Raw genomic sequence first — 12,885 nt, forward strand, 5'->3', positions numbered from 1 at the left:
CTCTCCTTAGACACTTGTCAGGGGTGGCGCTGGCCGTTACCAGGTCACCGTCACTTGCACCACATCGGTGTAGGTCCCTGCCGGCTGCGTGCCGGTCAGCTGAACCCGCCCGTACACCGGTAGCTTGATCGCCGTCGGGTCGGAATAGCTCACCGCCACGCTCTGGCCGATCCCCAAGGCCTGGCTATAGGCGGCGTCCCGGTACAACTGGTAGGCCAGCACTTGCGTGCCACTGGTGCGCTTCAGGTTGCGTGTGCCACTGGCACTGTTTTGCCCGCCGTCCAGGCTCATGCTCATGGCCACGCCCGGGGTGCACTGGAACGTCACGGTAGAACCACCCAGCGATGTGCTGAGCAGCCCCGTGGACAGCGCCGACTGCGAGCCATAATCGAGCGTGCCGTAGCTGGTGACACCCCCCACCACCAGGCACCCGGCGACAACCTGCGCCGTCACCGTGAAGGTACTGGTGGTCACTGCCCCCAGTGGGGCGGCCAACAACATGCTGACGCCAGTCAGGCTACCTGCCAGCCAGCCGCGCATGGGTCAGAACGACAGCTCGACCGAGATCGTGTCGCTGTAGACCCCTGCGGGCAGGCCCGCCTTGCCGACGGCCTTGCCGTAAAGGTTGACGGTCTGGGCGGCGCCGGTACTGGTCGGCAGGGTGATGGTGTCGTCGACCGCCAGCAACGCCGTACGCCCAGCGTCGGTATAGAGGTCGTACGGTACAAAGTTGCCAGAACCATCGGCGAGCGCACGGGTGCCGCCGCTCGACTGGCCGTCATGCAGGCCTGCACTCACTTTGATCACAGGCACCGTACCTGCCGAGCACAGGATGCTCATGGCGCCACCTCCGCCTCCCAACACCTGGGCATCGGCGGTAACGAACAAGGCATCCTGGGTACCGAAGTCCAAGGCACCGAAGTTAAGCCCCGACGTGCCCGACGTGCCATTGACCTGGCACGCCGCAGTCAGCGTCAGGGTCGAGCTGATACTGCCCGTCACCGTGGCCGCCTGGGCCTGGGAAGCCAACGCCAGGCCCAGGCCTGCGAGGACGCAATATGAAAGGTTCGTTCGCATCGGAGTCTCCTTGCGTGGTTACCAGTCCAGGGTCACTCTGAGGGTGTCGCGGTAAAGCCCGGCCGGCAGCGCACGCGGTTGCGCCACTACCACACCGTAGATGGGAATCGGTACTTGCTGGCTGCTGCGAATGGTGAAGGCCCGCGCCTGGCCGACGCCGTAGCGGCTGTTACCGCCTGGGTCGACCGCCAGCTGATAAGGAATCAGTTCACGGCCGTTGCTCAGGCGGCGAATGCCATCGTCGCCATTGAGGCCGCCATTGATACGCACGTTGAAGGCCCGAACTTCAGGCGTGCAACTGATTTGCAGGCTACCCTGGCCGCCCACTTCGTCCACCTGACTGCGCAACGGCTGGTCCCAGTTCGGACCGCGCTCGCCAAAGTCCAGTACGCCTGGGTCACCCAGCACGGCCGGTTGCGTCTCGTTGCTGCTGATCTGGCAAGACGCGCTGATCACCAGCCGCGCCTGGATGAAACCGGTGGTGCTGCCATGCACCGCACCGCCGGGGACCAGCAGCGGGCCGAGGGTGAGCAACAGGATCGAAGTGCGGTTCATGGCCTGGCGTCCTTGTGCATGGCGGCGTCCCTACCAGGTGACGGTGACTTTCAGCAGGTCGGCATAAACCCCTGCATCCGGCACCCAGGCCAATTTGTCGATACGTGCGTACAACGGCAATTCAACCGAACCGCTGCCCGGCACACGCGCCGACTGGGCCACCCCCACTGCCAGAGGCTCACGCCAGGCAGCGTCACGGTACAAGCGGTAAGGAATGGGCCGCGCCAGGCGATCGTCGCTGGCCAGGTAGCGCAGTTCGCCGACGCCACCATGCTGGCCACCGTCGACCCGCACCTGATAGGGCGTATCCGGGTTGCACTCCAGGCGCGGCGGGCGCTGGCTTAGCAGCACACCGCTCAAGGGCGCGCCAGGGCCATCCAGGCGCGCCGTCGCCCCCAGGTCGATACGACCCAGGGCCTGAGCCCCCGCATCGCGGGTCTGGTTGACCAGCATGCAGCCACGCTGCACCAGTACCCGCACTTCCACGAGAAAATCCGCCGCCACGGTACTGCCGCTGAACAACAGGCCGAACAGCGCGGCCAGCATGCGCTCCGTCACCTTGTTATCCTTATCGAAACGTCCTGAACTGAGCGTAGCAGTGAGGTGGCGCAGCCGATGTGGCATAACGCCATTTTTTTTGTATTAGCGATAAAGCGATACCGTGGCATCAAAAAAAGCCTGTACCACACAGAACCCGTGGCCAACCCGTGCCTCCAATGGCCAAGAGCCGGTAAATGCACCGGGATTCTGTTAGGGTGAATCGTACTCGTCCTGCGCCAGACACCTGTGCCGTACACGGACGGACATGACAGGAGCTTTTTCAATCATGACTGCAGACAACTCACTGGCAGACGCCATGGAGCGCTGTGCCCAGGAGCCGATCCAGGTTCCGGGCAGCATCCAGCCTCACGGCTTTCTGCTGGTGCTGGATGCCACCGACCTGTGCGTGCTGCAGGCCAGTGAAAATGTCGAGCACTGGTTGGGCTTGCCAGCCCGTGAACTGATCGGTTGCCGCTTCGCCGACCTGGTTCACGAGGGCTTTGACCTGCACGCGCACCTCACACGGCTTCCTGAAGATGAAGTCTTCCCGTTCCACATTGGCGACGTGCGCTTGCACCAGGGCGCCCCCATCAGTGCCCTGCTGCACTTGCTGGTTCATTGCCACGATCAGGTACTGATTGCCGAGTTCGAACCGCCCCGCCTGCCAGCAGACCTGGTCGGGCAAGGCGACTATTACCCGTTGGTGCGCAGCTTTGTCGCCAGTCTGCAAGTGGCCAGCAGTATTGAAGACCTGCTGCAGCAAACGGTGTTGCAGTTCAAGCGCATCACCGGCTTTGGGCGGGTCAAGGCCTACCGTTTCGATGCCGAAGGCAACGGCCAGGTGCTGGCCGAAGTGGCCGACCCAGGCTACCCCAGCTACGCGGGCCTGTGCTTCCCGGCTGCAGACATCCCGCGCCAGGCGCGCGAGCTGTACCGGGTCAACCGTATCCGCGTGATCGAAGATGCCAACTATCAACCCTCGCCTCTGCTGCCCGCTACCAACCCGCGCACCGGCAAGGCGCTGGACATGAGTTTCGCCGTACTGCGTAGCGTGTCGCCCGTGCACCTGCAGTACATGCGCAACATGGGCACGCTGGCCTCGATGTCGCTGTCGATCGTGGTCGACGGCGAGCTGTGGGGGCTGATTTCCTGCCACCATCAGCAGCCACGCCCGGTGGACCTGCGCACCCGCACGGCCTGCGAGCTGTTGGCCAGCGTACTGTCGTTGCAGATAGAGTCCCGCGAGTCCCATGCCAGCACGCGCAAGCTGTTGGCGCTGCGCCAACACATCGTACGCATGATCTCGTCCATGGCCGACCACGACAGCGTCAGTGACGGCTTGCGCGACCTGCCTCACGTGCTGCTGGCCTTCGCCGACGCCCAGGGCGCGGCAGTGATCTCGGCCGAGCGCTGTGACCTGATCGGCCAGACCCCGCCTGAGGCCCAGGTGACGGCGCTGGTGCACTGGCTAGGCCAACGTGACGAAGACAGCGTGTTCCATAGCGACAACCTGCGCCGCGACATCACTGAGCTACCCGAGCTGGCAAACCATGCTGGCGGGGTGCTGGCGGTGGCCATCTCGCAGATCCACTCGCACTACCTGCTGTGGTTCCGCCCCGAGCAGATACGCACGGTCAACTGGGCCGGGCAGCCGACCAAGCAGGTCGGGCCACAGGGCAACCTCGACCCGCGGCACAGTTTTGAACGCTGGCAGGAAGAACTGCGCGGCTATTGTCAGGCGTGGGACCCACTGGTGATCGAGGGCGTGATGGAGCTGCGCACCGCGGTACTGGGCATTGTCCTGCGCAAGGCTGAAGAGCTGGCACAACTGGCTGGCGAATTGCGCCGTTCCAACAAGGAGCTCGAAGCGTTTTCCTACAGTGTTTCCCACGACCTGCGCGCCCCGCTGCGGCACATCGCCGGCTATACCGAACTGCTTGGCGAAATCGAAGGCCAGGGCCTGAGCGAACGCGGCAAGCGCTTCCTGCAGCATATCGGTGAAGCGGCGCACTTTGCCGGCAGCCTGGTCGACAACCTGCTCAACTTCTCGCAGATGGGCCGCTCGGCCTTGCGCCTGTCCGACGTCGACCTCAACGCCCTGGTCGAGGCCATTCGCAGCGAGCTGGCCCCCGATTACGAAGGCCGCGCAATCGTTTGGGACATCGCCCCGCTGCCCAAGGTGATCGGCGACCCGGCATTCATCAACATGGCCTTGCACAACCTGATAGCCAATGCCATCAAGTACACTCGCGGCCGTACGCCTGCTCGCATCGAGATCAGTGCCGTACAGCACCCTGACGAAACCGAGGTCTGCATCCGCGACAATGGCGTGGGCTTCGACATGGCCTACGCCAACAAGCTGTTCGGCGTCTTCCAGCGCCTGCACCGCATGGAAGATTTCGAAGGCACCGGCATTGGCCTGGCGAGCGTACGCCGCATCATCGAGCGCCATGACGGTCGAGTCTGGGCCACTGGCCAGATCGACCAGGGCGCCAGCTTTCACTTCACCCTACCCCGAAACACTGCTACCTGAGGCACCGCTACCATCATGCTCAAGCCCATTCTGCTGGTCGAAGACAATCCCCGAGACCTGGAGCTGACCCTGCTGGCCCTGGAGCGCAGCCAGTTGGCCAACGAAGTCATCGTGCTGCGTGACGGCGCCGATGCGCTCGACTACTTGCTGCGCCGCAACGCCTATGCCGAGCGCGATGACGGCAACCCTGCCGTGCTGTTACTCGACCTGAAACTGCCTAAGGTCGACGGCCTGGAAGTGCTCAAGGAAGTGCGCGCCACTGCCGAACTGCGCAGCATCCCCACCGTGATGCTGACCTCTTCGCGCGAAGAGCCCGACCTGCTGCGCGCCTACGAGCTGGGGGTAAACGCTTATGTGGTCAAACCCGTGGAGTTCAAGGAATTCGTCACCGCCATCTCCGACCTCGGGGTATTCTGGGCAGTGCTAAACGAACCGCCACCCGGCTCACTGCGACTGAACCGTCGCGGTAGCAACTGAGGCCGCCGCGACGATGCAGCAAACGCCGCTGAAAATACTGATGGTCGAAGACAGCTCGATGGACGCCGAGCTGACCCTGATGCGTCTGGAGCGCAGCGGGCTGCATGTTCAGTCACAGCTGGTGTTCGACCATGCAGGTGTCGAACATGCCCTGCGCCAGGCCCGCTACGACCTGATATTGTGTGACTGCGTGCTACCAGGCTCATCCGGCACCGAAGTGCTGGCCATCGCTCAACGCCTGGCACCCGACATCCCGTTCATATTCCTGTCCGGCATTTATGGCGAAGAGCACGCGGTGGAAATGATCCGCCTGGGCGCGACCGACTATGTGCTGAAGAAGAACCTGCCACTGCTGCCCAAAGCCGTGCGCCGAGCCCTGAGCGAAGTGCAGGAACGCCAACGCCGTCGCCGCGCCGAAGAGGCCCTGGCGGACGTCGAAGCACGTGCTCGCATTGCCATCGACGCCGCCGGCATGGGCACCTGGGACCTGCGCCCGCAAGAGGGCCTGTTGCTGTGGGATGACCGCTGCAAGACCTTGTTCGGCGTGCCCACCAGCACCGAAATGAGCCTTGAAGTGTTCTACGCCGGCATCTACCCCGATGACCTGCCACTGGTGCGCGAGGCAGTGGAACATGCCATGCGCCCGGAAAGCGGCGGTCATTACCGCGTGGAGTTTCGGATCGCGCAACCCAATGGCCTGGAGCCTCGCTGGTTGCTGAGCAGCGGCCAGAGCCAGTTCGTCGATGATCAGTGCGTTCGCTTTTCAGGCGTACTGCAGGACATCCACACGCAACGCCAGGCCACCCAGGCGCTGCGTCAGCTGAACGAGATGCTCGGCGAGCGGGTTGAGCGCCGTACCCGCGAACGCGATCGTGCCTGGGAGCTGTCGCAAGATTTGCTGGCCGTGCTGAACAAAGACCTGACCCCGGTCGCACTGAACCCCGCCTGGGAAGCCAGCCTGGGCTTCTCGCGCGAACGCCTGAGCCAATCCTCCTTGCTGCACCTGCTACCTGAGCACGACCAGGAACAGTTACTCACCGAACTGGCCGCCCTCTCCCACGGCCGCACCAGCGCACGCTTTGTCGGCCGCATCCTGCATGCCGGCGGCCAACAGCGCTGGCTGTCGTGGGTGGTGGTGCCGGAGGACACCCTGCTGTACGTGGTGGCACGCGACATCACCAGCGAGCGCGAAGCCGCCCTGGGCCTGGCAGATGCCAACGCCCGGCTGCGCGAACAGATCAACGAGCGCGAGCGCATCGAGGCCGCTCTGCAGCAGATGCAGCGGCTGGAGGCGGTTGGGCAACTGACGGCTGGCGTGGCGCATGACTTCAATAACCTGCTGACGGTGATACTCACCGGTGCCAGCTTTCTGGAGCGCGATCTGGCCAAGGCCGACCTGGACAAGGCCCGCACTCGCCTCACCCATATCCGCGAAGCGGGCGAGCGTGGTGCCAAGCTGACCTCGCAGTTGCTGGCCTTCTCCCGCCGCCAGCGTCTGGAGCCGGTGCCGCTGAACCTCAACCGTACCCTGGCCGGCCTGGAAGAGCTGCTGCGCCGCACGCTGGGTGGCAACGTTTCGGTGCGTCTGGACCTGGACCTGGCCCTGTGGCAGGCACTGACCGACCCCACCCAGACCGAGATGATCATCCTCAACCTGGCGATCAATGCCCGCGATGCCATGCCCGACGGCGGTCAGCTGACCCTGACAACGCGCAACACCCACATCGACCAGCGCCCGCAACGTCCGGAAGACCCAGACCCGGGCGAGTACGTGATGCTGAGCATCCGCGATACCGGTTGCGGCATGAGCGAAGACGTGCTGGCCAAGGTATTCGAGCCTTTCTTTACCACCAAGGACATTGGCAAAGGTTCGGGCCTGGGCCTGGCCCAGGTGTTCGGCTTTGCCAAGCAGTCCGGTGGCGGCGTGCGCATCGACACCACACTCGGTCGCGGTACCGAGGTGGCGGTATACCTGCCGGCGGTAAAAGAGGAGATGGTGAACGAACCCGTAGCAGCAGTGCTCAGTCAGTCAATCAGCGAAAGCGGCCATAACCGCACGGTGCTGCTGGTGGACGACGACCACCTGGTGCGCGACATGCTTGGCGATGTGTTACGCCAATACGGCTACCAGGTGCGCCAGGCGCACAGCGGCGAGCAGGCATTGGCATTGCTGGATGACGATATTGACCTGCTGCTGACTGATTTCGCCATGCCCGAGTTCAATGGTGCACAACTGGCGCTGGCTGCCCGCGAACGGTACCCCCGCGTGCCGGTGGTGTTTCTTACCGGTTATGCGGAGTTGCAGGGGCTGGAACTGCCGGGCAGCCTGGTGATCCAGAAACCGGTGCAGGCTGATGAACTGGCCAGGGCGCTGAACGAAATGCTGGGGATTTCCGGGTAACCCGGTACGGCACGACCCGCGCTCAGGAGGCGCGGAGGCGCGCCAAATCAAAAAACGCGAAAACCCAGCGCTCATCTTTCCTGACACCGGGTTAAATACGTTTGATTCTTGAAAAATGGCAGGGGCGGCTGGATTCGAACCAACGCATGGCAGGATCAAAACCTGCTGCCTTACCGCTTGGCGACGCCCCTGTATCGGATGCAGCGTTTGCTGCTCTGACAATTCCAACTGAGTGACAACTGGGTTGCTGTCTTGGAATGCGCGGCACTTTAACAACAAACTTTCGGTCTGTGAACCCCCCTGATAAAAAAAATTGCCAAAAAACAGCGAGTTAGTCATTTCGGCGCTGACGCAGCGACCGTCCGTCGGTTTCCGCCCGCCTCGCTTCAACACAATCGCATTCCGCACTTCCAATCAGGTAAGCCCATCGCATTGACCAAGGAGGACCCCATGCCTGTCTCTCACGACCTCTACCAGGACCTGCACTACCCGCGCGAAATCGTCCAGCAGCGCCGCCAGCAGGACAAGGCGCTGGATCGCCTGCTGGACGAGTACGTGGACATCGACAACCAGGTGCTGGCTGCCGAATCGATATCGGCCGGTAACTTCGTCGACGAAGACCTGCGCCACCTCAAGGAGCGTCGCCTGGCGGTGAAGTACATGATCGAGCGCCAGCTGGAGCGAAAGTCATAGCCCGCACAGGCACAAGAGGCGGCCAGACCTATCGCAAGAAGTGATGATTGCCCGGCACTTTCTCTATTAGTCAAAATGGCCGCTCTCGGGCAAGCTGCAGGCTGCCCCGCCATCGCCCAAGGAGCGTTGCTTTTGTCTGCCTGGATCCCCACCCCGCTGCGCCAGCTTGGCCAACGCTTGCGCGGCACCGCCAATCAACAGAGCGAGCTGCTCGGCTGGTTCGAGGACAAGGCGCACAGCCGCGGTTATCAGCTGAGTGACGGTCAGCGGCGGGTAATCCACTGCATGGCCGAACAACTGACGCAGCTTGAACAAGGTCAACCGCGCAGTCTGTACCTGTACGGCTCGGTCGGCCGGGGTAAAAGCTGGCTGCTCGATGGCTTTTTCCAGGCCGTGCCGATAGCCGCCAAGCTGCGCCTGCATTTTCATGATTTCTTTGCACGCCTGCACCAGAGCATGCACCGCCACCGGGCGCTGGACGACGCGCTGGGCGCAACGCTGGACGAGCTGGTGGGTGGTTGCCGGGTGCTGTGCTTCGATGAATTCCACGTGCATGACATAGGCGATGCCATGCTGCTCACCCGGCTGTTCAACGCCTTGTTCGCCCGTGGCGTGTACCTGCTGGTGACCTCTAACTACGCGCCCGAAGGGCTGTTGCCCAACCCGCTGTATCACGAGCGTTTTCTGCCGGTCATTCGCCTGATCAACAGCTCGATGCACGTGCTCGAAGTCGGTGGCGACACGGATTTTCGCAGCTTGCCGGCCAACCGCGAGCATCAGCGTTTTACCCAGGGCCATTATGTCTGGCCGGGTGATGCGGCGCAGCGCCAGGCGCTGAACGTGCCGAACGAACAACCGGTGATACTGGAGGTGAACAACCGCCCGCTGCGGGCGCTGGCCATTGATGGCCGGCGGGTGATGCTTGGCTTTGACGACCTGTGCGAAAAAGCCACCGCGGTCATCGACTACCTGGTGCTGGCCAGGGAGTATGACGAGTGGATCATCGACGGGCTGGACGATCTGTCCGCGTGTTCGCTGGCGGCTCAGCAGCGCTTCGTCAACCTGGTAGACGTGCTGTATGACCAGGACCGGCGGGTGGTTGTCATAGGTAAACATCCGCTGGAAGAGAGCCTGGGCGGCCCACTGGCCGACCTGATGCGTACCCGCAGCCGCTTGGGGCAGCTGCACCCGCTCGGTCCGGGCTGATGCGAATCATGAGCGTTGTTGAATAGGCAACTGTCAGTTTTGCCAGCAGACAGTCCAGCGACTCAGCCCTGTAATGGAGGCTCACTTACGAAGGGCCTTCATCATGATCACGAAACAAGAAGCATGGACCCGTATTGATCTTCAACTGCCTGATGACATCCGAAACGAAATCGTCTACCGCCCGCCTTATCTGGTAGAGGGTTTCTTCTACAGTTGCTGGGCCTCGCGGGACCGTCTGGGTGAACCCACAACGGTAGTTACCAAGCTTACGCCCGATGGCAGGGCAGTCGAGGCATTTGGCGACAACGGCACCGTACGCATCCCTATGCCAGGGGAATGGGGCGACTACTTCTGCTTCGTTGTCGACGGCGAACACCTCCTTTGCGGTGTAGCGCTTCGGAGCTCCGATAACTTTGCCATTTTCCGCCTGAACAAGGCGTCAGGCGCCATGGATATCGATTTCGGCCACCAGGGATATAAAATACATCCTTATCCAGTCGAGCCGGACTACACCTCAGAGGCAGCCCAGCCAAGGCTTGATGGTGCTGAGGGTTATGCGGGCAGCGTGCCGCAATTCCCGGATGGTAAACTCCGCCAGATGGTCAACTCCGGGCTCGCACAGTTCGATATGCAAGGCAATCTGGATACCTCCTTCAATGAAGTAGGTATGCGCAGGCACTTCCGTTGGCAAGGCCGCGCTCTACAGACACTTGCCGTAAACGCCCGTTACCGCGGTACTGAACATGCTGGCTTCCATTATTGCGGCTACCACCGCGTGGGCGGTGATGAAACGCAGGCATGGGTTGGAGCATGCGACAAGAACGGCGCCGTGTTATCGGGCTTTGCCGAGCAAGGCATCTGGATTGTCAAACGCCTGCCCGGCCATCCAGATCTCGCTTATATTGCCGTACACGCTACCACTCAAGCCCACGACCGCCTTTATCTGACAGGCAACGCTGGTACCGGCACCAACCAAAGTGGCTTTGTACACTGCCTGAAACTGGACGGCACCGTGGACAATCGCTTCAACGATGGCCAGGCCATCATTTTCAAACGACCTGAATTCGAGCGGACAATCGCATTCGCGCTCACGCCGCATGGCAGCGGCGTCCTGGTGGGCTGCCGCGCGGTGTCCCCAATCGAAGATCAGATGCCAATCGCCATCGTTCGACTGGACGAAAATGGCCATGTGGATACCGCATTCGGTGACCAAGGCTGGTTGATCACGCCTGAATACCCCGAGCCCTATACCCTGCTCACCTTGACTTACGAAGACCAGGAAATCATAGAGCTGAGGGGCAAGGAGTTCATTGCCCGCCACCCCTTGTAACACTTGGCGTCTTGATAGACGGATGGCCCCGTCGCGCTCCAGCATCATGCGAGCGGGGCTACCGATACTCAGTCAATGCTGGCGTTGATTACCCCGCCCTGGGCAAATCCGCCAGCACCGCTTCAATCTCGCCCAGCACTGCCGGGTCATCCAGGGTCGAAGGCGGCACATAATCCTGCCCATCGGCAATCTTGCGCAGCACCGCCCGCAGAATCTTGCCAGAGCGGGTCTTGGGCAAGCGTTTCACCAACTGCACCTGGTTGAAACAGGCCAGTGGGCCGATCTCATAGCGCACACGGCCTACCAGGTCCACCAGCAGCTGAGCTTCGGCAATGCCCTCGCCGTCCTTGAGCACCACCAGCGCCAACGGCACCTGGCCCTTGATCTCGTCGTGCACGCCGATCACCGCGCACTCGGCCACCGCCGGATGGCGCGCCACCAAGTCCTCCATCTCACCCGTGGAAAGCCGATGCCCGGACACGTTGATCACATCATCGGTGCGACCCATGATGTAGACAAAGCCTTCGTCATCCAGATAGCCGCCATCGCCCGTGTGGTAGTAACCCGGATATGTGTGCAGGTAGGCCTGCAGGTAGCGTTCGTGATCACCCCACAGCGTCTGACTGCAACCAGGTGGCAATGGCAGGGCAATCACGATCGCCCCCTGATGGTTAGGCCCGAGCAAGTGGCCTTCGTCATCCAGCACGCGAACGTTGTAGCCAGGCACCGCCCGGTTGCTCGACCCTGGCTTCGCGGCGCTGCCCTCCAACCCGACGCACGGCGCGGTGACCGGCCAGCCGGTCTCGGTCTGCCACCAGTGGTCGTGCACCGGTTTGCCACTTACCCGCTCCAGCCATTCATGGGTGCTGGAATCGAGCTTTTCCCCCGCCAGGAATAGTTGACGCAGCGAGCGGAGGTCATGTTTGCGAATCAGTTCGCCCTCCGGATCTTCCTTGCGGATGGCGCGCATGGCCGTCGGTGCACAGAACAGCGCGTTGACCTGGTACTGCTCAACCACCCGCCAGTAGGCCGAAGCGTCCGGGGTACGGATCGGCTTGCCTTCGTAGAAGACGGTGGTACAGCCGCTCATCAACGGCCCGTAGACGATCAGTGAATGGCCGACCACCCAACCGACGTCGGATATGCCCCACCACACATCGCCAGCCTGCATGCCATAGATATGGCGCATGGCATAACACAGCGCCACGGCATTGCCGCCGTTTTCCCGGACGATACCCTTGGGTTTGCCGGTGGTGCCCGATGTGTACATGATGTACAGCGGGTCGCCGGCATCGAGTTCGACTGGCGCCACCGGTTCTGCGCCGGCCAAGGCCGCCTGCCAGTCCAGGTCGCGGCCCGGCAGCAGTTCGGCATGCGCCTGCGGCCGCTGCAGTACCAGCACATTGCGCGGCTGGTGCCGGGCCAGTTGCAGGGCGCGGTCAACCAGCGGCTTATAGGCTATGACCCGATCGAACTCCAGGCCGCACGAAGCCGTCAGCAACAAGGCGGGCCGGGCGTCATCGATGCGCAAGGCCAACTCGTTGGCAGCAAAGCCACCGAACACCACCGAATGCACGGCGCCAATCCGCGCGCAGGCCAGCATCGCCATGGCCGCCTGCGGCACCATGGGCATGTAGATGATCACCCCATCGCCCTTGTTCACCCCCAGCTGGCGCAGCAAACCGGCCAGGCGTGCTACCTCGTCGCGCAACTGGTTGTAGGTGTAGGTCTGCTGCACGCCGGTCACTGGCGAATCGTAGATCAGCGCCAACTGCTCGCCCCGGCCCTGCTCGATCTGGTGATCGAGGGCCAGGTAACAGCTGTTGAGGCGGCCGTCAGCGAACCAGCGGTGGGTACCGTCGGCGTTGTCTTGCAGGGTCAAGGCAGGCTTGCGGTGCCAGGCCAGGTGTGCGGCCTGTTCCGCCCAGAACGCGGCAGGGTCGGAAATGGAGTGGGCGTAGCTGTGCTGGTAGCTCATGTCGTTAGAAACCCGGTACTTGTTGTTATTGAAGGGCGAAACTTGAGTATGGACCGCTATACCCGCGCCGCCATGGGACTAAAGTCACAACCGAC

General features: G+C 62.5%; 11 protein-coding genes and 1 tRNA gene. 6 read left to right on the forward strand and 6 right to left on the reverse strand.

Features of this window, described 5'->3' with window-relative positions; all coding sequences use genetic code 11:
- Window positions 1-36 precede the first annotated feature (36 nt).
- Genes REH59_RS18725 through REH59_RS18740 form a run of 4 tightly spaced genes read right to left on the reverse strand, consistent with a single transcriptional unit; the run spans window position 37 to window position 2,190 of the window.
- On the reverse strand, window positions 37-540 hold the full coding sequence (locus REH59_RS18725) for a Csu type fimbrial protein (RefSeq protein WP_014861819.1): 504 nt from the start codon (window positions 538-540) through the stop codon (window positions 37-39).
- A 3-nt stretch (window positions 541-543) separates the two neighbouring features.
- Window positions 544-1,077, reverse strand: a complete 534-nt coding sequence (locus tag REH59_RS18730) for a Csu type fimbrial protein (RefSeq protein ID WP_014861820.1) — start codon at window positions 1,075-1,077, stop codon at window positions 544-546.
- Between the two features lie 18 nt (window positions 1,078-1,095).
- Window positions 1,096-1,632, reverse strand: coding sequence for a Csu type fimbrial protein (locus REH59_RS18735; RefSeq protein ID WP_003250366.1), 537 nt, complete (start codon window positions 1,630-1,632; stop codon window positions 1,096-1,098).
- Between the two features lie 30 nt (window positions 1,633-1,662).
- The gene (locus REH59_RS18740) at window positions 1,663-2,190 is read right to left on the reverse strand and encodes a spore coat U domain-containing protein (RefSeq protein ID WP_033725550.1); all 528 of its coding nucleotides are present in this window, start codon (window positions 2,188-2,190) and stop codon (window positions 1,663-1,665) included.
- A 268-nt stretch (window positions 2,191-2,458) separates the two neighbouring features.
- Here REH59_RS18740 and REH59_RS18745 point away from each other — a divergent pair, with 268 nt between their 5' ends.
- From REH59_RS18745 to REH59_RS18755, 3 genes are read left to right on the forward strand one after another with little or no spacing between them, the layout of a single operon-like run.
- On the forward strand, window positions 2,459-4,705 hold the full coding sequence (locus REH59_RS18745) for an ATP-binding protein (RefSeq protein ID WP_004575754.1): 2,247 nt from the start codon (window positions 2,459-2,461) through the stop codon (window positions 4,703-4,705).
- A 15-nt stretch (window positions 4,706-4,720) separates the two neighbouring features.
- Complete coding sequence (locus REH59_RS18750; protein WP_003250360.1) at window positions 4,721-5,182, forward strand: response regulator; 462 nt, start codon at window positions 4,721-4,723, stop codon at window positions 5,180-5,182.
- A 13-nt stretch (window positions 5,183-5,195) separates the two neighbouring features.
- The gene (locus REH59_RS18755; protein ID WP_014753816.1) at window positions 5,196-7,583 is read left to right on the forward strand and encodes a response regulator; all 2,388 of its coding nucleotides are present in this window, start codon (window positions 5,196-5,198) and stop codon (window positions 7,581-7,583) included.
- 116 nt (window positions 7,584-7,699) lie between these two features.
- On the opposite strand, the gene REH59_RS18760 is transcribed toward REH59_RS18755, so the two are convergent.
- A tRNA-Gln gene (locus tag REH59_RS18760) sits at window positions 7,700-7,774 on the reverse strand.
- Between the two features lie 259 nt (window positions 7,775-8,033).
- Between REH59_RS18760 and REH59_RS18765 the strand changes: the two genes are divergently transcribed.
- The 3 genes from REH59_RS18765 to REH59_RS18775 all read left to right on the forward strand — a co-directional run bounded on the left by REH59_RS18765 (window position 8,034) and on the right by REH59_RS18775 (window position 10,812).
- A complete protein-coding gene (locus REH59_RS18765; protein WP_003250356.1) occupies window positions 8,034-8,276 on the forward strand; it encodes a hypothetical protein in 243 nt (80 codons plus the stop codon).
- Between the two features lie 132 nt (window positions 8,277-8,408).
- Window positions 8,409-9,482, forward strand: coding sequence for a cell division protein ZapE (gene zapE / locus REH59_RS18770; RefSeq protein ID WP_014861822.1), 1,074 nt, complete (start codon window positions 8,409-8,411; stop codon window positions 9,480-9,482).
- 103 nt (window positions 9,483-9,585) lie between these two features.
- A complete protein-coding gene (locus REH59_RS18775; protein ID WP_014861823.1) occupies window positions 9,586-10,812 on the forward strand; it encodes a hypothetical protein in 1,227 nt (408 codons plus the stop codon).
- Window positions 10,813-10,900: 88 nt separating this feature from the next.
- Here REH59_RS18775 and REH59_RS18780 read toward each other — a convergent pair whose 3' ends face one another.
- Window positions 10,901-12,790, reverse strand: a complete 1,890-nt coding sequence (locus tag REH59_RS18780) for a propionyl-CoA synthetase (RefSeq protein WP_265536510.1) — start codon at window positions 12,788-12,790, stop codon at window positions 10,901-10,903.
- Between the last annotated feature and the right edge of the window lie 95 nt (window positions 12,791-12,885).

This window comes from Pseudomonas sp. BO3-4 (genome assembly GCF_034044115.1).
Taxonomy (GTDB): Bacteria; Pseudomonadota; Gammaproteobacteria; order Pseudomonadales; family Pseudomonadaceae; genus Aquipseudomonas; species Aquipseudomonas alloputida.